At 50.9% G+C, this 25,830-nt stretch carries 19 protein-coding genes; 16 read left to right on the top strand and 3 right to left on the bottom strand.

The window, feature by feature from the left end:
* The first annotated feature begins 58 nt into the window (after positions 1-58).
* Complete coding sequence (locus FOA19_RS20750) at positions 59-460, top strand: DUF4383 domain-containing protein (RefSeq protein ID WP_149092745.1); 402 nt, start codon at positions 59-61, stop codon at positions 458-460.
* Between the two features lie 164 nt (positions 461-624).
* On the opposite strand, the gene FOA19_RS20745 is transcribed toward FOA19_RS20750, so the two are convergent.
* Complete coding sequence (locus FOA19_RS20745; RefSeq protein WP_149092744.1) at positions 625-4,068, bottom strand: pyruvate carboxylase; 3,444 nt, start codon at positions 4,066-4,068, stop codon at positions 625-627.
* Positions 4,069-4,532: 464 nt separating this feature from the next.
* Here FOA19_RS20745 and FOA19_RS20740 point away from each other — a divergent pair, with 464 nt between their 5' ends.
* From FOA19_RS20740 to FOA19_RS20730, 3 genes are all read left to right on the top strand, one after another.
* Positions 4,533-5,615 carry a class I SAM-dependent methyltransferase gene (locus FOA19_RS20740; protein ID WP_149092743.1) on the top strand — a complete coding sequence of 361 codons (1,083 nt, stop codon included), beginning with the start codon at positions 4,533-4,535 and terminating at the stop codon, positions 5,613-5,615.
* Positions 5,616-5,806: 191 nt separating this feature from the next.
* The gene (locus tag FOA19_RS20735) at positions 5,807-6,283 is read left to right on the top strand and encodes a GNAT family N-acetyltransferase (RefSeq protein ID WP_149092742.1); all 477 of its coding nucleotides are present in this window, start codon (positions 5,807-5,809) and stop codon (positions 6,281-6,283) included.
* 135 nt (positions 6,284-6,418) lie between these two features.
* Positions 6,419-8,515, top strand: coding sequence for a M3 family metallopeptidase (locus FOA19_RS20730; protein WP_223809003.1), 2,097 nt, complete (start codon positions 6,419-6,421; stop codon positions 8,513-8,515).
* A gap of 118 nt (positions 8,516-8,633) precedes the next feature.
* Here the strand turns inward: FOA19_RS20730 and FOA19_RS20725 are convergent, their stop codons facing one another.
* A complete protein-coding gene (locus FOA19_RS20725; protein ID WP_149092740.1) occupies positions 8,634-10,298 on the bottom strand; it encodes a hypothetical protein in 1,665 nt (554 codons plus the stop codon).
* Positions 10,299-10,653: 355 nt separating this feature from the next.
* Between FOA19_RS20725 and FOA19_RS20720 the strand changes: the two genes are divergently transcribed.
* Together FOA19_RS20720 and FOA19_RS20715 are read left to right on the top strand one after the other, a co-directional pair.
* Positions 10,654-11,163, top strand: a complete 510-nt coding sequence (locus FOA19_RS20720) for a DUF2628 domain-containing protein (RefSeq protein WP_149092739.1) — start codon at positions 10,654-10,656, stop codon at positions 11,161-11,163.
* 289 nt (positions 11,164-11,452) lie between these two features.
* Positions 11,453-13,000 (top strand): glycosyltransferase family 39 protein, encoded by a 1,548-nt coding sequence (locus FOA19_RS20715; RefSeq protein ID WP_149092738.1) that lies wholly within the window; start codon positions 11,453-11,455, stop codon positions 12,998-13,000.
* Between the two features lie 180 nt (positions 13,001-13,180).
* On the opposite strand, the gene FOA19_RS20710 is transcribed toward FOA19_RS20715, so the two are convergent.
* Positions 13,181-13,663: a hypothetical protein gene (locus tag FOA19_RS20710; protein WP_149092737.1), complete on the bottom strand. Its 483-nt coding sequence runs from the start codon at positions 13,661-13,663 to the stop codon at positions 13,181-13,183.
* 885 nt (positions 13,664-14,548) lie between these two features.
* On the opposite strand from FOA19_RS20710, the gene FOA19_RS20705 reads away from it, so the two are divergent.
* From FOA19_RS20705 to FOA19_RS20660, 10 genes are all read left to right on the top strand, one after another.
* On the top strand, positions 14,549-15,109 hold the full coding sequence (locus tag FOA19_RS20705; protein ID WP_190300496.1) for a response regulator: 561 nt from the start codon (positions 14,549-14,551) through the stop codon (positions 15,107-15,109).
* Between the two features lie 1,026 nt (positions 15,110-16,135).
* The gene (locus FOA19_RS20700) at positions 16,136-16,891 is read left to right on the top strand and encodes an ABC transporter permease (RefSeq protein WP_149092735.1); all 756 of its coding nucleotides are present in this window, start codon (positions 16,136-16,138) and stop codon (positions 16,889-16,891) included.
* Positions 16,892-16,895: 4 nt separating this feature from the next.
* Positions 16,896-18,185, top strand: coding sequence for an ABC transporter ATP-binding protein (locus tag FOA19_RS20695; RefSeq protein ID WP_149092734.1), 1,290 nt, complete (start codon positions 16,896-16,898; stop codon positions 18,183-18,185).
* Positions 18,186-18,206: 21 nt separating this feature from the next.
* Positions 18,207-19,523: a glycosyltransferase family 2 protein gene (locus tag FOA19_RS20690; protein WP_149092733.1), complete on the top strand. Its 1,317-nt coding sequence runs from the start codon at positions 18,207-18,209 to the stop codon at positions 19,521-19,523.
* A gap of 9 nt (positions 19,524-19,532) precedes the next feature.
* Positions 19,533-20,471, top strand: a complete 939-nt coding sequence (locus FOA19_RS20685) for a glycosyltransferase family 2 protein (RefSeq protein ID WP_317132059.1) — start codon at positions 19,533-19,535, stop codon at positions 20,469-20,471.
* Complete coding sequence (locus FOA19_RS20680) at positions 20,468-21,211, top strand: class I SAM-dependent methyltransferase (protein WP_149092732.1); 744 nt, start codon at positions 20,468-20,470, stop codon at positions 21,209-21,211. Before FOA19_RS20685 ends, FOA19_RS20680 begins: the two co-directional genes overlap by 4 nt.
* Complete coding sequence (locus tag FOA19_RS20675) at positions 21,211-22,206, top strand: polysaccharide deacetylase family protein (protein WP_149092731.1); 996 nt, start codon at positions 21,211-21,213, stop codon at positions 22,204-22,206. Before FOA19_RS20680 ends, FOA19_RS20675 begins: the two co-directional genes overlap by 1 nt.
* A gap of 22 nt (positions 22,207-22,228) precedes the next feature.
* Entirely contained in the window at positions 22,229-23,125 is an 897-nt protein-coding gene (locus FOA19_RS20670) for a glycosyltransferase family 2 protein (protein WP_149093149.1), read from the top strand.
* A gap of 27 nt (positions 23,126-23,152) precedes the next feature.
* Positions 23,153-24,160, top strand: a complete 1,008-nt coding sequence (locus FOA19_RS20665; RefSeq protein WP_149092730.1) for a glycosyltransferase family 2 protein — start codon at positions 23,153-23,155, stop codon at positions 24,158-24,160.
* Between the two features lie 429 nt (positions 24,161-24,589).
* On the top strand, positions 24,590-25,732 hold the full coding sequence (locus FOA19_RS20660) for an acyltransferase family protein (RefSeq protein ID WP_190300495.1): 1,143 nt from the start codon (positions 24,590-24,592) through the stop codon (positions 25,730-25,732).
* Positions 25,733-25,830 lie beyond the last annotated feature (98 nt).

Raw genomic sequence — 25,830 nt, 5'->3', positions numbered from 1 at the left:
TCACCATCTATAATTATAATATTTCCGTAAATAAATATAAACCATCTACTACATAACTATGACTACCAAAACTGCTTCTCTTCTCATTGGATTCACTTTCTTGGCTGTGGGTTTACTGGGTTTTGTACCCAACCCGATTGTGGGTGATACCCACAGCGCCATTTTCCACGCCGATGCCGTGCACAATATGGTCCACATTGTAAGCGGTGCATTGTTTATTTTAGTAGCATTGGCGGCTCCCGCCCAGGCCGCAACTTTTCTCAAAGTATTCGGGGTAGTCTACTTACTACTTGGCGTGATCGGGTTCATTACCATCGGGGATTCTGGCATGACCAAACTCTTGGGTTTCTTGCCTGTCAATGGCGCCGATAACTACTTGCACGTGGCCCTGGGTATCGTCATCTTCCTGGCAGGAATGCTACCCCGAGCAAGAATCGCTGGCATTGGTACGAGGATGTAATTCAAGATTTATTACCGCACTTGAGTACCATCTTCTGAATCACGAAACACCATATCAAAGCCCACTTTCAGGGGATAACTAATTCTTAAATTCAGTAAACGATTAGGGGCTGTTTTCTAGAAAACAGCCCCTAATCGTTTAACAAAGTTGGGTTATGAAATGGCTTAGTTCAGGCTCAAAACCAGGTCATCGGCGGAGACCAGGGTGCCGTCTTGGAGGTGGATATCCGCCACTACCATATCATTAGGCGCGGTGACGGTGGTCTCCATTTTCATGGCTTCGATGATGAAGAGCGGCGTGTTTTTCTTCACCATCTGGTCTTTCTGCACCAATACTTTGGAGAGCAGTCCCTGCAGCGGGGCGCCTAGTTGTTTGGTATTGCCCGCCTCTGCTTTGCGGTGAGAGACTTTCTCCACTTTCACGGTTTCGTCGCGCACCTCTATGTTGCGGGTCTGGCCGTTGAGCTTGAAGAACACGGTGCGGTTGCCGTCCTCGTCGGGCTCGGTCATAGACATGTATTGCACAATGATGGACTTGCCGCGGGCCATGTCAATGATGTATTCCTCGCCTTGGCGCATGCCGTAGAAGAAGATGCGCGTGGGAATTTTGGAGACATCGCCGAACCGGATCTGGTGCTGGCGGTATTCTTCCCACACCTTGGGGTAGAGCTGATAGGAAAGGAAATCCAGGAACGTTCTGTTTAGGCCGTGTTTTTTCTGAAACATGGCAAAACCAGCGTCCAGGTCAATGGGCGGCAGGTGCTCGTTCGGCCGATCGGTGTAGGGTTGTTCTTCTTTGAGTACCAGCTTCTGCAGCTTCCTGGGGAAACCACCCTCAGGCTGCCCGATATCGCCGCGGAAGAAGCTCTGCACGCTCTCGGGGAAGGAGATCTGCTCGCCGCGCTCCAGCACATCCACGGTGGTCAGGTTGTTGGAGACCAGGTACAGCGCCATGTCGCCCACCACTTTGGAGCTGGGCGTCACTTTGATCACATCGCCAAAAAGCTGGTTCACCTCGGTGTACGTTTGCTTGATCTGTTCCCACTTCTCCCCTAATCCCAGTGCCTGGGCCTGCGGCCGAAGGTTGGAATACTGCCCACCCGGAATCTCGTGCTGGTAGACCTCGGCGGTACCGGCTTTGAGGCCACTCTCAAAAGGATAATAGTACTCGCGCACCGTTTCCCAGTAATTGGAGAACTCGTTCAGGCTTTTGATGTCAAATTCCTGATGCCGCTCCTGGAACCGCATCATCTCCACCACCGCGTTGAAGTTGGGTTGCGACGTGAGGCCCGACATAGAACCCAGGCAAACATCCACCACGTCCACGCCCGCTTCAATGGCTTTCAGGTACGTAGCCGCCTGCACCGAGGCCGTGTCATGGGTATGCAAATGGATGGGCAGTTTCACCGTATCGCGCAGCGCCTCTACCAACACCTGGGCAGCATAAGGCTTGAGCAAACCGGCCATGTCTTTGATCGCGATGAGGTGCGCGCCCGCGTCTTCCAGTTGTTTGCCCAACCTCAGGTAATAGGCCAGGTTGTACTTGGTCTTGGCGGGGTCCAGAATATCGCCGGTGTAGCAGATGGAGCCCTCGGCCAGGCCGCCGGTGCGCTTCCGTACGAAGTTGATGCAGGAATCCATGCCTTTCATCCAGTTGAGCGAATCAAAGATACGGAACACGTCCACGCCCGTTTCCCAGGATTTCTCCACGAAAGCCTCAATCAGGTTGTCTGGATACGCTTTGTAGCCCACCCCATTGGAGCCCCTGATGAGCATCTGCAGCAGAATGTTGGGAATGGCCTGCCGGAGTTGCGCCAAGCGGTCCCAGGGATCTTCGTGCAGGAAGCGCAGGCAGACGTCAAAAGTGGCGCCGCCCCAGACTTCCATGCTGAAGGTCTGCGGGTGCATCTTGGCGTAGCCCTCGGCCACTTTCATTAAATCAAAGGTTCGCATGCGGGTAGCCAACAGACTTTGGTGCGCATCACGGAAAGTGGTATCGGTGTAGTGGATTTTCTTTTCCTGCCGCAGCCACTTGGAGAACGCATCGGGGCCGAGTTCAGTGACCAAATCTTTGGTGCCTTTGGGGTACTCGGCGGCTTTGGGAAAGGCAGGGATATGGGGTTTCTCCAGCGCGCGGTAAGGGCCTTTCACCTTGATGTCTGGGTTGCCGTTCACCATGGTCTCGGCGATGAAATGGAGGAGGCGCGTGGCGCGGTCTTGCCGTTTCTGGAAGAAGAACAGCTCGGGATGGTCTTTCACGAAGTCCACGGTGGCATGGCCCTTGATGAACTCGGGGTGCGACACGATGTTGTGCAGAAACGGCATGTTGTGGCGCACGCCGCGCAGCCGGAACTCGTCCAGCGTACGCTGCATCTTAATGGCCGCGCCCTGCAGGGTATTGTCATGGGCCAGCACTTTCACCAGAAGCGAGTCAAAGAACGGACTCACCTTGGCGCCCTGGTACACGCTGCCTTGGTCCAGCCGGATGCCGAAACCGCCCGCGCTGCGGTACGCGATGATGGTACCGTAATCGGGTTTGAAGTCGTTCTCGGGATCCTCGGTGGTGATGCGGCACTGGATGGCGAATCCCGTGGGAATGATGCGCCGTTCCGGGCCCAGGTTGATCTCCGGCGCCGAGAGCGGATAACCGGCCGCAATGTAAATCTGGGTTTTGATGAGGTCCACGCCTGTTACCATCTCCGTGACCGTGTGCTCCACCTGGATGCGCGGGTTCACCTCAATGAAGAAGATTTCCTCGGTCTGCGGGTTCACCAGAAACTCCACGGTGCCCACGTTATTGTAGTTCACCGCCCGGCAGATGCGCAGGGCGTAGTCATAGAGTTCCTCGCGCAAACGTTCCGATAAGCCCATGGCCGGCGCCACTTCCACTACTTTCTGGAAACGCCGCTGCACCGAGCAATCTCGTTCAAACAGGTGCGTGAGGTTGCCGTGGTTATCAGCGACTACCTGCACCTCAATATGCTTAGGCCGCTCCACAAACTTCTCCAGGAACAGCGTGTCATCGCCGAAGGCTTTGGCGGCCTCGTTCCTGGCCTCAAAGAAACCTTTCTCCAGTTGCTCGTCGTCACGGAGGATACGCATGCCCCGACCTCCGCCCCCGGCGGCCGCTTTCAGCATCACCGGGTACCCGATGCGGTTCGCCTCGGCCAGCGCGATGGTGCTGTTAACTAAATCCTGCTGATTGCTCTGGATAAGCGGCACGTTGTTTTCCCGGGCTACATTCTTCGCAGCGATCTTGTCTCCCAGCGCCGCCATGGCCTCGGGCTTGGGTCCGATGAAGAGGATGCCGTTATCAGCGCAAGCCTGGGAGAAATCTTTGTTCTCTGACAGGAAACCGTAACCCGGATGGATGGCGTCTACGTCGTTCTCTTTCGCGATCTGGATGATCTCCTGGATGTTGAGGTACGGCTGCAGCGGCTGGTTTTCCTTGCCCACCTGGTAGGCCTCATCGGCTTTGTAACGGTGCAGCGAGTAGCGGTCTTCGTAGGTGTAGATGGCCACGGTTTTGATGCCCAGCTCATTGCAGGCCCGCAGAACCCTGATGGCAATTTCGCCGCGGTTGGCGACAAGCAGTTTTCTGATGTTCATAGAAATAGGATTAGGAGTGGAGACGCGGACGCATGCCAGGCTTCCCTCCTCCTTCAATTTCCATCAACTCACCTAGCTAACGTCTGTTAGTTACCAATTCCCCAGACCAAAGTCCAGCTTTCCGGGTAATAAATTTCGCATCAACCTTTAGACTAATTATTGTTTTTCAGACACTTACAACAATATTAACCTAAACAAGACTATCCAACTTGTTCACTTTAAATCACTGCACCTTTGGACTGTCCTTGCACCACTTTCAAGGCTGATTTTAGGAAAAGAGCCTTGAAACGCCTTTTCTTTTGAGTTACCCAAATTGGTAACTAGCGTATAACTACTTAACAGAATACCAACCGCGTACGCTCCCTTAGAACAGCCCGGAAGAATTCCCATCTCCTCCTTTACAACCGTAAGACCGGGCTGCTGACTCTGACCTGGTGGATGTAGCATCATTTAAGCGTATCCTTATGAGAGTAGATCAGGAATTTGATACTTCCCGGGCCCAGGCGTTTGAGAATGCCCTGGTAGACACCATGAACAAAAGCGCCCTCTCCTTCATGATCTCCATCGGGCACCGGGTGGGCTTGTTTGACACCATGAGCCAGATGGACTTTGCCAGTTCCATGGACATTGCCGAGCGGGCCCGCCTAGACGAGCGCTACGTGCGGGAGTGGCTGGGTGCCATGGTCACCGGCGGCATTGTCATCTACGCCCCCGAAACCCGCACCTATTACCTGCCTCCTGAGCATGCTGCTTACCTTACCCGCCAGGCCGGATCGGATAACCTGGCGGTGTTTGCGCAGTACAGTGCCGTGATGGGCCAGGTGGAAAACCAGATTGTGGAATGCTTCAAACACGGCGGCGGCGTGCCTTACGAAGAATTCCACCGGTTCCATGAAGTCATGGCTGAGGACAGCGGGCAGTCGGTGCTGGCTTCTCTAGAGAGCCATATCCTGCCGCTGGTGCCGGGCCTTCGGGAAAGGCTGGAGAAAGGCATCCATGTGCTGGATGTGGGCTGCGGCTCGGGCAAAATTATCAACCGGCTGGCCTCGCTGTTCCACAAATCCCACTTCACCGGCATCGACTTCTCCACAGACGCCATCGCGGATGCCAACGCGCAGACCGCCGCCTTGGGCCGGGAGAACGTCCATTTCAAGCTGAAAGACCTTTCTGATTTCCACCATGATGCGCCGGAGGAGAAATATGACCTCATCACCACCTTTGACGCCATCCACGACCAGGGCAAACCGCTCAACGTCTTGCGGGGCATCCACAAGGCGCTCAAGAAAGACGGCGTGTACCTCATGCAGGAAATTGGGGGCACCAGCCACCTGGAAGAAGATATGAAACACCCCATTGCGCCGTTCCTGTACACGGTTTCCTGCATGCACTGCATGACGGTGTCGCTGGCGCAGCACGGCGAAGGTCTGGGCGCCATGTGGGGCGAGGAGGTGACCATGGACTATCTTAACCGCGCCGGCTTCACCAACATCCAGACCCATAAACTGCCCCATGACATCCAGAACCTCTGGTACGTGATCAGGAAATAGGCTGGGCCGCGATGCACCAGAACAGGTTTCCGTTTCAGGGACATTTTACCAAAACAAGGCAAAAATCAGCCGGAAGATGGAGGTCTCCGGCTGATTTTGCTTTAAGCCCGGCCTTCTTCCTTTCTGCCGTTCAGCGGTTGGATCGCTTACTATTTTCAGCTTACTTTCAGGAAAACGCACCCAAAACCCGAATGATGATTCCCACCTATAGAGAAGCCACCGTGGCAGACATCCCGCAGATGCAAGTAGTTCGCCATTTGGTGAAAGAGAACGTGCTTTCCAACCCGGCTTTGGTCACCGATGCTGCGGTAGAGGAATACATCACCAAACGGGGCAAAGGCTGGGTGGCCGAAGTAGAAAACAAAGTCGTAGGCTTCTCCATCGCGGATCTGCAGGAGCACAGCATTTGGGCGCTGTTCGTGGACCCCGCTTATGAGAAGAGGGGCATCGGGCGAAAGCTGCATGACCTGATGCTGGACTGGTACTTCGGGCAGACCAAAGAGAAAGTCTGGTTGGGCACCAGCCCCAACACGCGCGCCGCTTCCTTCTACCGCACCGCCGGCTGGCGCGATGTAGGCACTCACGGCAAAGGCGAGATCAAGTTTGAGATGACCTTTGAGGAATGGACGCAAAGGAAAGCCGTAGAAGCCTGCCCAAAAGAAGATTAAAGTATACTGAAACCTTACCCTCCCGCGTTTAATTAGTATTTTTGGGCTTCCTTTTCCCTTCTCACGGAAAGGGCAGCTTTATTTTAGTATTTACAAAGTAAAATGATTACAAAAACACTCTGCGTTCTCGCAACTATGGCTATAGGACTACTGGCCAATGAACAAGCGGCAGGTCAGGCCAAAGACAAGAACAACCCCCTTTTACAGAAGTACAGCACCCCCCACCAGGTACCGCCTTTCCACCTGATCAAGAATGAGCACTTCAAACCCGCTCTTCAGGAAGGCATCAGGGTAAACCAGCAGGAGATTGACGCCATCGTCAACAACCCCAAGGCGCCCACGTTTGAGAACACCATTGTGGCCATGGAAAACGCCGGCCAGCTTCTGGGCCGCGTGTCAACGGTTTTCTACAACCTCAACTCGGCCAACACCAATGAGGAGATCCAGAAAATAGCCCGCGAGATTGCCCCGGAGCTATCTGCGCACAGCGACAACATCATCTTGAACAAGAAACTGTTTGAGCGGGTGAAAACGGTCTGGAAAGACAAAAAAGACCTGAAACTGACCGCTGAGCAGCAGAAACTGCTGGAAGAGACTTACAAATCCTTCTTGCGCAGCGGCGCCAACCTGAACGATGCCGACAAGGACAAGCTGAAGAAAATCAACGGCGAAATGTCGCTGCTGAGTTTGCAGTACGGGCAGAACATCCTGGCCGAGACGAACGCCTACCAGCTGGTGATTGACGACAAGAAAGACCTGGCCGGCTTGCCGGAAGGCCTGGTGGCCGCCGCCGCCGATGCCGCCAAACAGGCCGGTAAGCCGGGCAAATGGGTCTTCACCTTGCACAACCCCAGCGTGATGCCGTTCCTGCAGTACGCCGATAACCGCGACCTGCGCAAGCAGATCTGGGAGGCGTATTCGCTGCGCGGAAACAACAATAACGCCAACGACAACAAAGAAGTCCTGCGCAAGATTGTGAACCTGCGCCGCGAGAAAGCACAGTTGCTGGGCTACAAAACCCACGCGCATTATGTGCTGGAAGAAACCATGGCCAAGTCTCCGGAGAACGTGAACAAACTGCTGGACCAACTGTGGGCCCCAGCCCTGGCCGTAGCCAAGCAGGAAGAGCGCGACATCCAGAAAATGATGGATGCCTCCGGTGCCAAGTTCAAAGTGGCGCCCTATGACTGGCGCTATTACACCGAAAAAATCCGGAAGGAGCGCTTTGACCTGGATGAGCAGGAACTGAAACCGTACTTCAGCCTGGAGAACATCCGCAAGGGTGTGTTCACCGTGACGGAGAAACTCTACGGCCTCAAGTTCAAAGAGCTGCCCAACCTGCCTAAATACCACCAGGACGTCACTGCCTACGAGGTATCTGAGGCCGACGGTACGTTGGTGGGCGTGATCTACATGGATTTCTTCCCGCGTGCCTCTAAAAGGAGCGGTGCCTGGATGACGTCTTACCGCAGCCAGAAAACCGAGAAAGGCAAACGCCTGGCCCCGGTGGTATCCATTGTCTGCAACTTCACCAAACCTACCGGCGATGCCCCGGCCCTCTTGACTTTTGATGAGGTAACCACTTACTTCCACGAGTTCGGCCACGCCCTGCACGGTCTGTTGTCCAATGTGACCTATGAAAGCATGGCCGGCACCTCGGTACCGCGCGACTTTGTGGAGCTGCCTTCGCAGATCATGGAGAACTGGGCCGCTGAGCCCGAGGTCCTGAAATTGTATGGCACGCACTACAAAACCGGTCAGCTGATCTCTAATGAGCTGATTGAGAAAATGAAGAAAGCGGGCACCTTCAACCAAGGCTTCGAGACGACAGAGTACCTGGCGGCTTCTTTGCTGGATCTGGCTTACCACACCCAAACCCAGAACCTGACCGGCGACATCAACCAGTTTGAGAAGTCGTCTATGAGCAAAGTGGGCTTGCCTGACCAGATCATTCCGCGGTACAGAAGCACCTACTTCAGCCACATCTTCTCCGGCGGGTATTCTGCCGGCTACTACAGCTACATCTGGTCTGGCGTGCTGGACACCGATGCCTTCCAGGTCTTCAAGGAGAACGGGTTGTTCAACAAAGAGAAAGCCCAGTCCTTCAGAAAGAACATCCTGGAGAAAGGCGGCACCGCTGACCCTATGGAACTGTACAAGAAGTTCAGAGGTGCTGAACCCAGCATTCAACCGTTGCTTAAGAAGCGCGGCCTTACGCCGGTGAGTTTATAAGTCCTTTTCCTCAAAAGAAGGCAAAACCAAATCCTTCTAGCTGAATAACAATCGGCCCCTTGCAGGTAAAACTTCAAGGGGCCGATTTCTTTTGTGCTTTTCAGATAAGCTTCTTTGCCTACATGGGTGCCCCGATGATGGAAAGCACGCCGTTGGCCAGACAGTCTTTCCAGTAGGTGAGAAAAGAGCGCTCGCTGCGGCGTTGTACCTGAATCTTGCCTTCGCGCGGGGCTTTGCCGTCTTCCTCGCTTTCAGATTTCAAGATCACCTTATTTGCCACCAGCGACTTCAATTTGCTTCCCAGCCCCTGCTTCTTCTTTTCTTCTTTCTTATTCAGGAGATCGATCTTGAAGTCATCGTATTGCAGTTGCATGGAGCCTTGCGCCGATGTCTTGGTCAGTTCTAACTTGAAGGAGCCGCGTTGCAGCACTCCGCTTTTCACGCGCACAAACATGCTGGGCTCCACCATGGGGTTCAGGATGGCGGGGTAGCCCTTGCCTATGGTTCCCTCTATGGAATGGTACCCGTTGGGGTCCAGCAAAGCCAGCCGCACCGTGGCCTGCATGGGCGCCTTGCCCATAAGCAAGCCGCTGCCTTTTAACACCGCCGGGCGTTTCATGGAGATCAGGTTCTTGTCATTGGTGAGGTTGGTGAGCGTGAGGTCTATGTTGCTGCCGGTCACGTAGCCGGTCTTAAAGGCTTTCTCGGCCAACTCTTCATAGCGCACGTACAAATCGCGCACCTTGGCCGTGCGGATGTTCACCCCGAAGGTGAGTTTCTGCACCAGGTCATGGGGCATAATGCCCGATCCTTTGGTAGGATAGTTCTTCCCGTCTTTGTAGGCATTCACCCGCGGCTTGTAGGCGACCAGCGATCCTACATGAACGTTGGAGGTCCGCGACAATGTCCCGAAATCCACGTTGCTCAGTCTTAGTTCCGGCACCTGCACGCTGAACCTGGTCACCGCCATTCCGGCTTTCTTGGACATCTGGGCCGCACTGGCCAACGGGATAAGCTGCAGTTTATTTAAGGTCAATTCCTGCTTCTTGGTGGAGGCCTGCATGGGGCCGCTTTTGAGTTTATAGTTCCCCTGGGGCAGCCAGAAAGTGGCTTCTTTTACCGAGGCCGTGACCTTTTCACTGTAGAACGCCCGGGACGTATCTTGTAAAGAGGCGCTGTCCAGTTTGATGCCTTGGGCCTCCAGTTCCACCCCAGACACCGCGAACAGTTCTGCCTGCCTGCCGGGTTTGTTTTTGAACCGGAAAGCCCCGTCTTTAACCCTGATCTCGTTGATACCCGTTTTCCGGAACTGCTCGCCCACCGTCTCATGCAGCGGCTGCGAGGTAGTGTCTTCCTTCATCTGCCGCAACACCCACTGGGGATGGTCCAGTTGAATAGAACTCAGGCTGAATGCCCCGCCAAACAGCAGCTTGATGTAACTGATGCCCCGCACCTGCACGCGGTCGGCTTTGAGGTCAGAGACGCTGGCCGGGGCCTGGGCGGGAGAGGTTTTCTGCATCTGCTTCCAGACGGCTTCGTTCGGTACCAGCCACAGGGAATCCACCTGGGCAGACCCCGCCAGCAGTGACACTTCCAGTTTAGCCATTTCCAGGGAGTACAGTCCCTTAGATTGCGTGGCGATCTGCTTCTGCAGTTTCTGCTCAGCCCAGGAATTGACGTTCCGGGATACCACCAGCAGCAGCACCAGAATAACCAGCAGCACCGAGGCGCCTCCGGCAAGGTACTTCTTCCTTTTAGACCAATTTTTACGGGGTTGTTCCACAGCAAAAGACTTATTCCGCACCCTTCTACGCACGTTACCAGAAAGCAACCGTATTTACCGCAACCAAAAGATAAAAATAGTTCAGCCCCTCCGTTCTTGCTTACCCGGCTTGGCTGTACCCAATTGCAAAACCAGCTGAAGGGGAATTCAGCCCTACTTTCTTTAGAGACAGATACGCGTTTTAGAGCCGTTTTTCCATGAATACCCCAAAAACATACAAACTCACCAAATTATCTTGGATACATTTTATGAATGTTAATACAAATACCCGCAACGGCGTTCTTGGAGAGAGAAGCCAGGTCTTTCTTGTACCTTTACATTTGATTGCGAACAGAATTCCACCCCATAGAACCCTATGTTACCCTCCCCAGAAACCCCCGAGACCGATCCACAGGAAGCGTATTACCGCGCCTATTTCGGGGTTGACGCCGATTATTACCTCCGCAAGCTGGCGCAGTACCGGGCCGGCACTAAAATCACCTTCAACATCGGCGCCTTCTTCTTCGGGATTTTCTGGATGCTGTACCGCAAGCTGTACATAGCGGGCCTAGCCGTTATTGTGGCCCTCACCGCCGAGTCTTACCTTTTGGGCATGGCCATTGCCCATTACAATATCTCTGATGGCAACGCCAAACTGCTGAACAATGCCTCCACCCTGTTCTGGAGCCTGTTGGTGGGCTTTCTAGGCAATTGGCTGTACCTGCGGCAGGCGGAGAACAAGGTGAACCAAGCCTTAGAAGAAGAAGACAATGAGCGGGACACTATGGCGAGGCTCACGTACGAAGGCAACATCACCTACATCCCACACATCATCATCGCGGCCCTCATTTTACTTCTGCTGCTTTTCTTCCAGTTCAATTCCTGACCGCTAGCCATAACAAGAGAACCAACTTGGCTCGCTCTTTCTAAGGTAAACCCACAGGTAACTAATCACTGACGAAAGCTTTAACATGAATGGAGGTTTAGGAGCCGGTTTTCCGAAAACAGCCCTTAAACGCTTTTACTAATTTCTCTTATCCCAGCTTGACAAAGGGAAATCTGGGCAGCCGTAGTTCTGAAACCAAACGTGCCTCCCATTTAACAAAGTAGTATAATGGGGTTGATATATTTGATCTAAATTCCCTACTTTCAGGTGCCCATCCAGAAGACCAAAAATGCGCACCTCTTTCACCAGAAGCCCCGATCTGCTTTTCTTAGGTCTCCTGATTTTCCTCAAGATCCTGCTGAACTATGTCTTGGTTGACCCGGCCTATGACCTGCAGCGCGATGAGTACCTGCACCTAGACCAGGCAAACCATTTGGCCGCTGGTTATCTGTCGGTGCCGCCTTTCACTTCCTGGGTGGCCTGGGTTATCAAACTGCTGGGGAACTCGGTGTTCTGGGTAAGATTCTTTCCGGCGCTGTTTGGGGCTTTGACCCTGCTGGCAACCTGGAAAATGGTGGAGGAGCTGGGCGGCGGGTTTTACGCCAAAGCCCTGGCCGGCATGGCGGTGCTGGTCTCTGCGTTGCTGCGCGTGAACATGCTTTTCCAGCCCAATTCCTTCGATATCCTCAGCTGGACCCTCGTCTACTACTTCCTTATCCGGTACCTGAAAACGCAAAACGGACGGCACCTGCTGTACCTGGGCCTGGTGGTAGGGCTGGGGTTTCTGAACAAGTACAACATCCTGTTTTTGCTCATCGGGTTGTTGCCGGCTTTGCTGCTCACGGGACAAGGTAGAATTTTCTTGAACCGGTACTTCTACCTGGCGGTGCTGCTGACCGCGTTGCTGGTGTTGCCTAACGTCATCTGGCAGTTCACCCAAGGCTTGCCGGTGATCCACCACATGGAAGAACTACAGGCCACCCAGCTGGTGAATGTGGACCCCGCTGATTTCTGGTTTGACCAGATCCTGTTCTTCTTCGGATCGGTGTACCTCATCATCGGGGCGCTAGTGGCTTTTGTGCTTTACGTGCCTTTCAAGGAATACCGGTTTATTGGCTTGAGCTATCTTATCACCATGGCGTTGTTCACATATCTGCGGGCGAAAAGCTATTACACCCTGGGTTTGTACCCCGTGCTGCTGGCCTTCGGCAGTGTGTACTGGGAGCACCTGTTTCATACCGGCTGGAAACGCTACCTACGCCCGCTGTGGATTCTGCTGAACATTGCTTTGTTCTTGCCTTTGGTGAACGTGGTTTTCCCGCTGCTCTCCCCGGCCGAAATCCAGGCCAAAGCCGCCAAGTTCAAGAAATTCAACTTACTCAAATGGGAGGACGGCAAAGACCATCCGCTTCCCCAGGATTTCGCTGATATGCTGGGCTGGCGAGAACTCACGTCCAAGGTTCAGTTGGCCTACAACCAGATTCCTGAGGCCGAGAAACCCCATACGCTTCTGCTCTGCGATAACTATGGCCAGGCGGGCGCCATCAATTTCTATGGAGGCAAACTCCTGCCTCACGCTGTTTCCTTCAATGCCGACTACGTGTACTGGTTCCCGATGAAAATGGACATCCGGAACATCATTCTCATCAAAAGCGCCGGAGAGGAGCCTTTGCAGGAAGAAGAGAAACAGTTCTTCACCTCCGTCACCCAGATTGGGGCCATAGAAACAACGTATGCGCGGGAGCAAGGCACTTCTGTTCACCTGCTGCGGGGCGTTTCGCCTGTCATGACCCAGCGCCTAAGAGCCCGCACCGAGGAAAAGAAGCAAGAGTGGTAATCGGCTTACCTACCAAGCCCCCTCTCTAAACAGAGCTACGTTTTGCCCGCATTTTCTTAAATCAGCCTTAAAACGGTAGTAAAAAGCTAAAAGGCTTTTCATATAAATCGTTTACTTACTTTCCAGATAGGCACAAAAAAGAGACCCGTGATTTGGGTCTCCTTGAGTGGGGCAGAAACATTAGCTACCTTGTACTTTCTTCTGCTCTTTGCCTTTTAGGTGCTGGCCCTTCTTGGCGGTTTTCCCAGCCTTTTGGCTTGCTTTTGCCTTCCGGTCGGCTTGGTATTGGGCGTATTGCTCTGGGGTGAGAATGCTTTTCAACTCAGCGTCCCACTGCGCCCGCTTGGCTTTGAAATCCTCCCGATCCTTGGTTTTCACATCTCCGGCACCACGGCTTTGGGCTTTCATGGCTGCGGTTTCGGTTTCCTGCTTTAGGTATAGCGCCTGCAGGCTAGCTTGCTGGGCCTGGGTCAGGTTATATTTCTTCGTTACCTTTTGGGCTTTCTGGGTGGCTTTTTCTTCCGGGGTTCTGGTGTCCTTCTTTCCGCCGTCTTGGCCAATCCGCTCTGTCTTGGGTTTTCTGTCTCCTTTGGTAACTTCTTGTGCAAAGGTTGTCCCGGTCACCAGCATCCCTAAGGAAAGCATCACAACTATCTTTTTCATCTCTTCTCTGTTAAAGGGTAGTTTTTTTGTTACGCCAAACGCAGCCATTGCTCCGCTTAGGTAATTACCCTTATTCAAAGCACATGCCAAAAATCAGCAGGCTCTGTCCTTGTCCCAGAAACCAATGCTTATCTCACTTTTATTCAACATCTTACCTTAAATGAAATTTCTTATTTTCGGACTCGATTCAGGAAAATGGGCAGAAACCAGATAAGAACTTTCAAGCGCTAGAAGGATTGCCAGATGCCTCTTTCCTGAAATCTAAAGGCTTTTCTACAAACCAAACACGGGTATACAAAGGAACTGTAGCCTTTATAACGTCCTCAAAACAACTTGGCTATAATTCAGTTGTGGTGAGTAGCAGGCGTCTGTAGAAGCGTTCTCAACTTGTAAGTCACTGCTGTTAAAATTAAAAATGCATACCTATAAATAATTAATTGAATAAATTTTATAATATATTGCACAACTTTATTACAACTTTAAGTTTTTTACTGTTACCTTTATATATAAAGAAACATCAGTATACCATATTAGCCATAATGAAAGCAGGTGTCTAGGCTCCTCAATTTTGCCAGTTACGTTTGTAAGATTAAGGAGAAAAATACGTTTTAAGCATCAGAAAGGCTGATTATTGTTTCCCGCTCATGGTTTCATGAAACTAGAGGCAACTGAAAGCAAAAGTCTTTTCTAAAACCTTGAAACATCTTTGCAGACGAATTGGCGGATCACCGGCGGGAGGCACTTCTGGAATAAAACTGAACTTAAAGGCCCTGACTTTATTTGATACCGGAAGTCAGCAGAATGGCCTCTTCGATCTTATCAAGCACACGCGAGAAAGCACAACCTAGACGACACAAACACGAAAATATAATCAGCACAAAAGGCATGGATTACACCACTCCTACCCATACCACTCACCCAGCAGAAGAGCAAGCTGAAAAGCCCGGCATCCTTTATATTGACAATGAAGAAGACAATCTGGTTGTATTCAAGTCTACCTTCAGAAAATATTTTAAGGTATTTACCGCTATGTCTGGTGAGGAAGGATTAAGGATCTTATCCAACGAGCCCATCTCTCTGGTTATTACCGATCAACGGATGCCTAAGATAACCGGCGTTCAGTTCCTGAAAAGTCTACCGGAAGACAAAGACCTGATCAAGATCATCTTGACAGGCCACTCAGACACTGCTTCTATTCTGGACGCCATTAACAGCGGCAAGATTTACCGGTATATCTTAAAACCTTGGGACAAGGAAAACCTGAAGAACATTATGGAGTCTGCCATAGAGGAACTCAAGAAGCGGCAGGCCAACAGGAAACTGGTAGAAGACCTGAAACTGGAAAACGAGAAACTGGAGCAGAAAGTAGCCGAGCTTACCCAAAAGATGAACCAACAGAGAAACCAATCGGCAAAAGCAGTTAAATCAGAGCAGCAGGAAGAGTAGACTTAATTTCACTTATAGGAAAGTGGAATCAGCCTTTTAAGTTAAGGTTAGGCTTGTTTATACTTCTATATCCAGGAAGGTCTGCTTCAGGAATCCTCTGCCCAAGAGGTTCTTTTCTGTAAGTGTTGGCTTGTTTTAGGCATGGTTTTGTAAAACAATCCTCTAAACCTAGCCTTAGGAATTGGCGCTAGATTATGCTTACGTTGAAGAAGCTCAGGGCAAACCTACTCAATTTTGCTTCGCTGTTTACGGGGTTTTGTGCCTATTTTTCTAAAAATAGCCACCAACTGTCAGGCTTACACTCCAAAAGAACTCTGGAGAAAGGCCTCATTTCACTTCTATCCCTGCCTTTACCCAACCGGAATATCAGCCCATGGCTCATGTGTAAAATTGCGCGGGCTAGGTTTATGACCATATTTCTTTTTATAGGTTATAAACAGCTAGTGACGCTCAGTTACTAAGCTTGCCTAAAGCATTCCACTTACAAAAGCCCCAGCGGCAAGCAACTTAGCTGAAAAGTGAAAGGTGCATCCCTTCGCTGTCTATCCAATTCTCAATTGTTTATTTTCTTCACATAATCCATTGCAATCCTCGGCTTCAGGGCTTGAATGAGATTATTCTTTCACCTTACAAAATAGACTTTTATCTAGGACGTAGATAGGAGAAGATGCAGCCATCCACAGGATAAAGCGTGAACCATGGTCGCTTTTCTTCTACTTCTCAGGAAAAAGACGCTTCTAAAACCTGCGTCTGCATTCCTGAAACCACTCCAGCCAAGTAAACCACACAAATTGACCAGATAAAATTATGTTTCTAAGATTAGATTATATATATTCAAACAAAATAAAGTTCTATACAACCTCCTCATATTAAATATTATCAGTTTATATTATAACTTTACCAATACGCTTTAAAATTATGCTTAAGAGTAAGGAGGTTACCACCGATTGGGATTGGGAGATTAACGGACGAACTCGGTATTGGGGATTGAACCTTCAAGAGTTATGGCATTACCGTCATCTATCCATGAGTTTAGTCCGGCGCGATTTCCTGCTGAACTACCAGCAAACGGTGTTGGGTCCCTTCTGGCTACTAATACAACCCATCTTGACTTTGGGCACTTACGTTCTGGTATTCAATAAATTGATAGGGGTATCTACTGGCAGCCTCCCGCCCGTACTGTTCTATCTTTCTGGTATTGTCCTCTGGAATTTCTTCAATGATACCTTCATGGGTACCTCCTTCATCTTCCGGGAAAATGCCCAACTCTTCAGTAAAGTATATTTTCCGCGGCTCATCATTCCTATCTCCCAGATGGGCACCCAAATCTTTCGGTTCGGCATTCAGTTTGCCATGCTGCTGGCTATGTTGGCCTTTTACGTGCTGTTCAAAGACTACGCACTGCCCACCGGATTTTTAGCAATTACCACCCCGCTGATTATTATGCTGGTAGGTCTTACCGGTCTCTCTCTGGGGCTTATTTTCTCAGTAGTGACCGCCAAATACCGGGACATCATCAACCTGGTGACGTTTGGGGTGCGGTTGCTCATGTTTCTTACGCCCGTTCTGTACCCGGTCAACTATGTCCCGGAAAACGTACGGTGGATCGTTCAGTTCAATCCGCTTACCTCTTATTTTGAGTTGTTCCGCCGGGCGCTGCTGGGCCAGGGCGTCGTCTCGCCAGAAAGCCTGGGCTATAGCCTAGCATTTACTTTCCTCCTCCTGTTCATCTCCATCGGTATTTTCAACAAACAGGGAGACAAACTGATAGACGTAGTGTAATCTTATGGGAGACGTAGTTATCAAAGTAGAAGAATTGTCCAAGGTTTACCGGCTGGGCACTATTGGCTCCGGGTCTTTACGGCAGGATGTGGCGCGGTGGTGGAGTACGTCTGTGCTCAAAAAAGACGACCCTTTCTACTATCCGCAGCTCTCTGAGAACCAGGAACCCAAAGACAAGAGCCAAAAGGCCTTTTGGGCTTTGCAGGATCTTTCCTTTGAGATAAAGCAGGGCGAGGTATGGGGCATCATCGGCAATAACGGGGCAGGCAAATCGACGTTGCTAAAAATCATTTCCCGTATTGTGAAGCCCACCAAGGGTGTGGTACGAGGCAAAGGCAAGATCAGCAGCCTGTTGGAGGTGGGCACCGGCTTCAACCAGGAACTTACCGGCCGCGAGAACATCTTCATGAGCGGCTATATCCTGGGTATGACCAAACAGGAAATAACGGCCAAGTTTGACGAGATTGTAGATTTCTCGGGCATTGAGAAATTCCTGGACACACCAGTGAAACGCTACTCCTCGGGCATGTACGTACGGCTGGCTTTCGCGGTGGCCGCCCACCTGGAACCCGATATCCTTATCCTGGACGAAGTACTGTCTGTGGGTGATGCTGAATTCCAGAAGAAGTGCCTGGGCAAAGTCAAAGACGTGTCCAGAAGCGAGGGCCGCACCATTCTTTTTGTGAGCCACAGCATGCAAGCGGTCAGCAACCTCTGTAACCATGCGCTTTGGCTGCAGAAAGGCAGACTCATGGAGGCCGGAAGAGCGACGACCGTGATCAATAACTATATCAAAGGAGTAAAGAAATCGCAGTTGCACCGCACCTGGGATAATCTGGTGGAGGCGCCTGGCAATGACTTTGTCCGGTTCAAAAGCCTCCGGCTCACGCCCCAGTTCAGTGACCCAGATGCCCCGCTTGACATCCGCACTCCCCTTACGGTGGAGTTTGAGTTCTGGAACCTGGTAGAAGACCAGGACTTGAGCATCGGGCTCCATTTATTCTCCTATGGTGGCGAATGCATCTTTGACGTCCCTTCCCCTTCGTTCCATTGCAAGAAAGGCCTAGTGGAAGGCGAGTGCACCATTCCGGGCAATTTCCTGAATGACGGCTCCTATTACATTTCGCTCATTGTGGTGAAAAACACCTCTATTGACCTGTTCTACTATGAAGAATGCCTCTCTTTTGAGATAGAAGACTACCGAGGGGATATCAAATGGTTTGGAAAGTGGATGGGAGCCGTGCGCCCCTCGTTTCCTTTCAGATTAGAGCAAAAAGAACTGGAGCTTGTATAGCCTGGAAAAGGCCAGCTTTTTATGAAGGAATTTAGCCCCTACCATATCACCCACGTTCACCTGCACGAGTCTTTGCAGATGCCCGACCTGAAACAGGAGAACCAGGGAAACTACCTGGTCTTCTGGTGGCATTCCGTTGCCCTGGGCGAATTGTATGTGGAGCCGAATGAGAATATTACCCATGAGCAGTACTTCCAGAAATTAGGAAAGGCCTTAAAACCTGCGCTTGACTTCTATGCCTCAGGACAACGGACGGCTGGTTTAGAACAACTGTTGCCATCGGGAGACTTCCACGGATTTGTTTCAGCCATGGAATCCCTGTTCGCAAAAAGCGCTTCCCAAACTATCCCCAGCAGGGTTCCGGTCTCGGTGGTGATCTGTACCCGCAACCGACCCGTCGCCTTAAAACGTTGCCTGGAATCCTTGCGCCAATCCATTTGCCAGCCGGCAGAAATCATTATCATTGAGAATGCCCGGGAGAACGACGAAACAGAGAAGCTGGTGGAGACATTTGCCGGCGTTAAATACTTCCAGGAACCCGTCCCGGGGCTTTCCCACGCCAGAAACACCGGCGTAAAGAAAGCCACCCATTCCATCATCGCCTTCACGGATGATGACGTCATTGTGCATCCAGAATGGGTATTCAGGGTATGGGAGGCTTTCACCAAACATGAAGTAGCGGCCATGACCGGCCTGGTGATCGCCGCTGAACTGGAGACAGAGACCCAACTGATCTTTGAACGGTGCTGGAGCTTTAACCGGGGGTACGTGGACATCCTTTATGAGGAAAACTATTTTAATCAGAATCTGCCCTCGGGTCCTCCGGTGTGGGAGATTGGGGCCGGGGCAAACATGGCGTTCAGGAAAGAGGTTTTTGAAGAAATAGGCCTATTTGACGTGCGTTTGGGAGCCGGAGCCTCGGGCTGCAGCGAAGATTCGGAGGTATGGTACCGGATTCTTCAGCACCAACACAGCATCCTGTACTACCCCAAAGCGGCGGTATTCCACGCCCACAGAAAAGACCTGCGCAGCCTCAGAAAGCAGATTTTCGCCTACATGCGCGGCTTTACCATGGCAGTCCTGGTACAGCAAGACCACTTTCCGGCGGCGAACTACAGAAACCGCTTGTTCAGGCAATACCCCAAACATTACCTCCAGTTGGTGGCCAGAGGCTTTCCCCGCTACCGTTTCAGGAACAGGACCCTTTGGGAAGAGATCATGGGAATCCTTTCGGGCTACGCGTTTTACCTCAAGAACCGGAAAAACGACCCTAAAACGCAATTCGTCCGGGAAGAGCCTGCCCCTCAACTGAAGCCGGAACAAGAACTCACAACCTGATTGCAGAACATGCCTCATCCAGAAGCCATAACGCTAACCAGCCAACCGGAGACTGCACGCAGCCCTAAAGGGCAGCCGCAGCGGCCTATGCCATTGGTGTCGGTGGTGATTCCTTGTTTTAACCACGGGAAATATCTACCAGAGGCAGTGGAAAGTATCTGGAGCCAAGGGTATCCGGCCACGGAAATTATTGTGGTGGACGATGGCTCTATAGACACTACCCGCGAGGTCACCGAATCACTGCCGGGGGTACGCTATATCTATCAGGAAAACCAAGGTCTATCCGCCGCCAGGAACACAGGCATCAAACATAGCCATGGCGAGTTCCTGGTCTTTCTGGATGCCGATGACTGGCTGCTGCCCGGTGCCTTGGAAATGAACGTGCTGCTTCTACAACAAGACCACGAACTGGCTTTTGTTTCCGGGGGGCATGATAAGGTGTTTGAAGAAGAAGGCATCACTAAAGAAGATGTTACCCCGGTAGCAGCAGACCACTACCTCCATCTACTGCAAGGCAACTACATAGGCATGCACGCTACGGTCATGTACCGGCGGTGGGTTTTTGAGGAAATGGCCTACGATACTTCGCTCAGGCGTTGTGAAGACTATGACCTGTACCTCCGGATTGCCAGAAAGCACCCCGTGCTGCACCATACCGGAAAAGTAGCGGCCTATCGGCTCCATACCACCAACATGTCTGGGAACATTCCGGGCATGCTGTCCACCACCTTGCAGGTTCTGGACCGGCAACGAACCAGTATTCAAACGCCTCGGGAGAAAGAAGCCTATGCCAGGGGGCATGAGATCTGGAAAGAGTATTACTGCGATGAGCTCTATAAAAACCTGCTCAACAAGAAAGCTCCGGCTTCACTCCAGGCAGCCCAAACCCTTCTCAAGTACAGGCCCATTTTATTGTTGAAGTTTATAGTTAAAAGTATAGTATCATGAAATCACAGATTAAAAAGTACACCCCTGCGTTCGGCCTCAGATTCTTGCAGAGAAACGGGTTCCTCAAAAACTACACCCCAGAAGTGAACAAAGTGGTACCCGGCGACTTTGGACAGGTGAAGCCTTTCAGCACCCAGTTTGGCTATGACCGCGGAGGTCCCGTAGACCGATACTATATTGAGAATTTCCTGCGGGCCGAGGCAGGCGTGATCAAAGGCCGCACCCTGGAGATCGGCGACAATGAATATTCTTTGGGCTTTGGGAGAGCAAAAGTCACCCAGAGCGATGTCCTGCACATAGATGAAACCAACCCCAAAGCCACTTTCATAGGCGACATCAGCAACGCACCGCAACTGCCAGACAACTCCTTTGACTGTATTGTCCTCACGCAGACCCTGCACCTAATCTATGACTTCAAGGGAGCCCTGCAAACCTGCCACCGCATCTTAAAACCCGGCGGGACCTTGTTGTTGACCGTGCCCGGTATCACCCCTATTGACCACGGCGAGTGGAAAGATATCTGGTATTGGTCTTTCACTGACAAGGCCATGAACCGCCTCATGGACGAATCCTTCCCCAAAGGAGATGTACAGGTAAATACCTTTGGCAATGTCTATGTGGCCACTGCCTTTCTGTACGGCATGGGCCTGCCCGAAGTACCCAAGCACCAGTTGGACCACCATGATCCCCATTTCCAGGTCATTATCACGGTAAAGGCCACCAAAGCAGCAGTTCAGTAATGAGAAGGTTGGTTTCAGCGGTACGCAGGTATTTGGCGCCCAAAGCGGCCGTCTTGATGTACCACCGTATCTCTGATCCTGAGGCAGATATCTGGGAGATAGCGGTGAGCCCCGCCAACTTTGAGCAGCACCTTCAATACCTGAAGGCGCATCACCATGTCGTTCCGCTACAGGAAATGGTAGACGGCTTGGCCGGAAATAAAATCAGGAGAAACAGCATCGCCATCACCTTTGACGATGGATACGCCGATAATTACCTGCAAGCCAAACCGCTGCTGGAAAAATATGGGCTGCCCGCCACGTTTTTCGTCTCTTCTGGAAATATTGGACAGGAAACGCCTTTCTGGTGGGACGAACTTGAGCAGTTGATCTTGTTCACGGAGCGCTTGCCCCAAACCTATACGTTCCAAAACCAAGAGACCCTGGACTTAACAGAAGAGCACTTCTTGACAGGCATCCTGCGCCAAAAACATATATCCTGGAAAGTGTGTGAAGAAGTTCCTCCCACCGTGCGGGCTGAGTTATTTTTCAAGCTCTGGCAAAAACTAAAACCCCTCCCCCATGCAGAACAGCAGGAACACATGCAGCAGATACGGGAGTGGGCAGGCGTTACCAGCGAGACCAAACCCGAGCTTAAAAGCATGACGGTAGAGCAGCTAAAAGATTTGGGCCAAAGCGGGCTTTTCACCATCGGAGCCCATACGGTTTCCCATCCGGCCCTGGCCTTTCACACGGCAGACTACCAGCAGCGTGAATTGACCCAGAACCGCACCTTTCTGCGGGATGTAACCGGGCAAGACGTGAGTTTAGTAGCTTACCCATATGGCAATTACAATGAGGAAACCCTTTCCTCGGTGGCAAGCCTGAAATTCAAAGCTGCCTTTACCACCGAGGAAACCCGGATTCAGAAACAGGCTAACCGGTACCGGTTGGGCAGATACCAGGTGAAGAATCTGCCTTTCCAGGAGTTGAGTTCCACCCTTCGTCAATGGTAATTCCATCCTTTAATCTATGAGTATGAGTACCGCTTCTTTCCCTTTGGTTTCTGTCATCATTGCCTTTTTGAACGAGGAACGTTTTCTGCCCGAGGCCATTGAAAGCGTGCTTCGGCAGGAGTATGCCCACTGGGAATTGCTCTTGGTAGACGATGGATCCACAGACCGCAGCACCGGCATTGCCAAAGATTTCGCCAGCCGCTACCCCGGCAAAGTTTTCTACCATGACCATGAAGGCCATGCAAACAAAGGATTGAGCGCCAGCAGGAACTTCGGGCTGGGAAAAGCCAAAGGCAAGTACATCGCCATTTTAGACGCCGATGATGTCTGGTTACCGGGTAAACTGGCGCATCAGGTGGCCATTTTCCGGCAGTACCCAGAGGTGGCCATGGTGGCCGAAGGCTCTGTGTACTGGTATGACTGGGCCGATGCGCAAAAGGAGAACGTTACCATTCTGGTGGGCGCTCCGCAGGACGAAGTGTACGCAGCCCCTAAACTCATGGCGCACCTGTACCCACTGGGTACCGGGTCTGCGCCCGTGCCCTCTGGCCTGATGATGGAGAAAACGGCTTTTCAGAAATTAGGCGGGTTTGAAGACGCTTTTAAAAAAGAGTTCGGGCTGTATGAAGACCAGGCTTTCCTGAGCAAGTTTTACCTGAGCGAGAAGGTGTATGTCTCCTCGGCCTGCAACAACCTGTACCGGCAACGCCCCGAATCAATTGTCTCCAGCGTGCATGCCGACGGAAAATACCATGCGGTGCGCAAATATTTCCTGGATTGGCTACAAGAGTACTTACAGAAGGAAAACATCACAGACAAAACCACCCACTCACTGCTGCAGAAAGCGTTGTTTCCCTACAAATTTCCCCGCTTGCATTTACTCTCCAGCAAGCTTCTCAGGAAGCTGAGCAGACTGTAAAGCATCGAGTTGACAACCAAAATCACTATGCCCGCGCTCACTGTCTTAATGCCCGTTTACAATTCTGAAAGGTTTCTGGCAGAAGCGATTGAAAGCATCCTGCACCAGACCTTCGGGGATTTTGAGTTCCTGATCATTGATGACGGCTCCACAGACAAGAGCCAGGAAATCATCCATTCCTATAATGACCCAAGAATCAGGTTTCTGCAAAATGAGCGGAACTTGGGCATCTCCCCCACCCTGAACAAAGGAATTGAGCTGGCCAGCACAGAACTGATCGCGCGCATGGACGCGGATGATATCTGTCACCCCACCCGGCTGGAGAAACAGTACGCCTACATGCAGGCCAACCCAGACTGCGCAATGGTTTCCTCCTTGGTGCGGGTTGTGTCTGAAAACGGAAATTTCGTGCGACAGGATCAGTTTGACAGCCGGTACTTTTACTATAACCTGAATTTTGTCTGCTGGATCTATCACCCCACCGTGCTGTACCGCAAGCCTGCCGTACAAGAAGTGGGCATGTACACAGCGGCTTATTCTGAAGACTTCGAGCTTTTTTGGCAACTGGCCAGAAAGCATAAAATTTACAACCTGCCGGAGGCCTTGCTTGACTACCGGATCACGGACCAGAGCCTGCACCAGGTTCTGAAGAAGCAGGAGTATGACCAAGCGCAAAAAGAACAGCTGCTCAGAAATTTCAGGTACTACGCAGGACCAGATTATACGCTGCCTGATAAATACCTGGCTTGTTTCCAGCATGACTTTACTTCTTTGCTGAAAGAGCAAAAAGTAAGCAGCCTTTATCAGTGCCTTAAAGAACTCCAGTACCTCAACCAAAAGATACTAGCCAAACAGAACATCAACTTTGAGCCGGAGGCCATGGCAGAGGCCGTTTTTCACAAAGAAAGGTTTATCGTTTCCACCTTGGTTAAACAGCTTCCCAGGCACAAAGCGGTCTTGTTTTTACTGAGACTTGGAAGGTTCAGACAGCTGAAACAATTGATCTCCGCTAAACTCAGCAGGCAAAAAGCTTAAATTTTAAATTTTTTGTTGGTAAAATTAAATTATCATCGCTAATTTTATACCAAGCGTGATGATCCTGCACTTTTTGAGGAGAACCAACCAACTGCCTCAAGGAAGCCATTCAGAAAGCTAAAACCACTTGACACCCACAACTCCATCTGACTCTGCGCGCCGCCAAACTCGCCTTAGTTACCGGAGCTATGACTAGACGGACACTTAGCATCCCAAAGGAGGAGTAATTTTAAATCAGCTGAAAAACAACTAGCCTCTACGGCCTTAAAAACCCAGCCCAATCCTGAAATAGAGTTATAAGTTACCCCAAAGGGTTAACGTATGTTTTGGCTGTATTTTACTAAAAACAGGCCCAGAACTCACCTACAACTTTGCAGCATCATCTATAAGACCCTAGGTCTTAGGAACCAGTAAAAAGAGCAGATTACTTTGGAAAACAGATTATTAATCGGTCCGGATTTAAAGTTCAACAACTTTGATTTACTCAGGTTTCTGCTGGCGGTAACGGTGATTTTCAGCCACTGGTTTGTCATCTACTATGGTAAAGGAATTGACACGGAGCTGTTCATGATCTTCTCCAAAAACCAAATAGATTTAGGAAGCGTGGCGGTAAACGGTTTCTTTATCATCAGTGGATTCCTGATTGTCCATAGCTATAAACACAGCACCTCTTTCCTATCTTACTTAAAGAAAAGAATCCTCAGAATCTACCCCGGTTTTTTTGTCGCGTTTATTCTAAGCGTGCTCATATTGGGTCCTCTGGGCACCTTTGACATTGACCACCCCTCCGGCAATATCACGCTATACCTTCATTCGCTCAGGAAGAAGCTATTACTCCTGAACCTTTTCTCCATGCAAGCGCCCATTGCCATTAGGTGCTTCATGACCACACCCCTACCCAATCAAATCAATGAGTCTCTGTGGACCATCCAGTATGAGTTCATTTGCTACTTGGCGGTGCCTATTTTTGCGTACCTAGGTATCTTCAAGAAGAAATGGGTGGCCATTGCGTTGTTTTTGCTCTCATACGTGGTGCTTACCCTGCAAGACTCTGCGCGTCTCTTTCTCTGGGAGGATTATAGCGGCAAGCTCATCAGCACCCCCCAATACATGCCAAGGTTTTTTGTTTATTTCCTGGCCGGAACATGCGTTTATTTATTCCGGCATAAGATTGCAAGAAGTAATTGGTTAGTGGCCTTATCCATAATAAGCCTCATACTTGCCTGCGTTTGGTTTAAGGGCTTTAACCTGGTTGCCCCTTTTTCGCTCACCTACCTGCTTTTTTACGTAGCCTACTTCCCTCATTTCAGGTTTACGAAGTTCACCAAACACGGAGACTTCTCTTACGGAATCTACCTGTACGCTTGGCCCATTCAGCAGTTAGTGATGCTATTCATCGGGAAAGAGGCCAACCTATTCACCTTATTCATTCTTTCAATGGCAATCACTTTGGTTGCGGCTTACGCCAGCTGGAGGTTCGTTGAAAAACCTTTTTTACAGTTAAAAGACCACCCAACAAGATTTTCATTTATGAATTGGAGCAAGCTTATTGCCTTGGGTGCCAAACGGTAAACCTGCTTCTACCTTAATGTTAATTGTATAAAAATACCTCCTACCTGTTTCAAGCTTAATTTAAGAAATATGGCTCCAAAAAAGGAGGTTAGTAAATT

The sequence above is a fragment of the Rufibacter hautae genome (genome assembly GCF_008271695.1).
In the GTDB taxonomy this organism is placed as follows: Bacteria; Bacteroidota; Bacteroidia; order Cytophagales; family Hymenobacteraceae; genus Nibribacter; species Nibribacter hautae.
Note: the sequence above shows the minus strand (reverse complement) of the source record. Positions and strands in the feature narration are given on the sequence as shown.

Coding starts and splice junctions, on each gene's coding strand:
- FOA19_RS20675 (WP_149092731.1), top strand. CDS start 21,211: ATGAGAAGGTTGGTTTCAGCGGTACGCAGGTATTTGGCGCCCAAAGCG.
- FOA19_RS20745 (WP_149092744.1), bottom strand. CDS start 4,068: ATGAACATCAGAAAACTGCTTGTCGCCAACCGCGGCGAAATTGCCATC.
- FOA19_RS20720 (WP_149092739.1), top strand. CDS start 10,654: ATGTTACCCTCCCCAGAAACCCCCGAGACCGATCCACAGGAAGCGTAT.
- FOA19_RS20690 (WP_149092733.1), top strand. CDS start 18,207: ATGAAGGAATTTAGCCCCTACCATATCACCCACGTTCACCTGCACGAG.
- FOA19_RS20740 (WP_149092743.1), top strand. CDS start 4,533: ATGAGAGTAGATCAGGAATTTGATACTTCCCGGGCCCAGGCGTTTGAG.
- FOA19_RS20695 (WP_149092734.1), top strand. CDS start 16,896: ATGGGAGACGTAGTTATCAAAGTAGAAGAATTGTCCAAGGTTTACCGG.
- FOA19_RS20670 (WP_149093149.1), top strand. CDS start 22,229: ATGAGTACCGCTTCTTTCCCTTTGGTTTCTGTCATCATTGCCTTTTTG.
- FOA19_RS20715 (WP_149092738.1), top strand. CDS start 11,453: ATGCGCACCTCTTTCACCAGAAGCCCCGATCTGCTTTTCTTAGGTCTC.
- FOA19_RS20700 (WP_149092735.1), top strand. CDS start 16,136: ATGAGTTTAGTCCGGCGCGATTTCCTGCTGAACTACCAGCAAACGGTG.
- FOA19_RS20710 (WP_149092737.1), bottom strand. CDS start 13,663: ATGAAAAAGATAGTTGTGATGCTTTCCTTAGGGATGCTGGTGACCGGG.
- FOA19_RS20665 (WP_149092730.1), top strand. CDS start 23,153: ATGCCCGCGCTCACTGTCTTAATGCCCGTTTACAATTCTGAAAGGTTT.
- FOA19_RS20730 (WP_223809003.1), top strand. CDS start 6,419: ATGGCTATAGGACTACTGGCCAATGAACAAGCGGCAGGTCAGGCCAAA.
- FOA19_RS20735 (WP_149092742.1), top strand. CDS start 5,807: ATGATGATTCCCACCTATAGAGAAGCCACCGTGGCAGACATCCCGCAG.
- FOA19_RS20685 (WP_317132059.1), top strand. CDS start 19,533: ATGCCTCATCCAGAAGCCATAACGCTAACCAGCCAACCGGAGACTGCA.
- FOA19_RS20705 (WP_190300496.1), top strand. CDS start 14,549: ATGGATTACACCACTCCTACCCATACCACTCACCCAGCAGAAGAGCAA.
- FOA19_RS20750 (WP_149092745.1), top strand. CDS start 59: ATGACTACCAAAACTGCTTCTCTTCTCATTGGATTCACTTTCTTGGCT.
- FOA19_RS20680 (WP_149092732.1), top strand. CDS start 20,468: ATGAAATCACAGATTAAAAAGTACACCCCTGCGTTCGGCCTCAGATTC.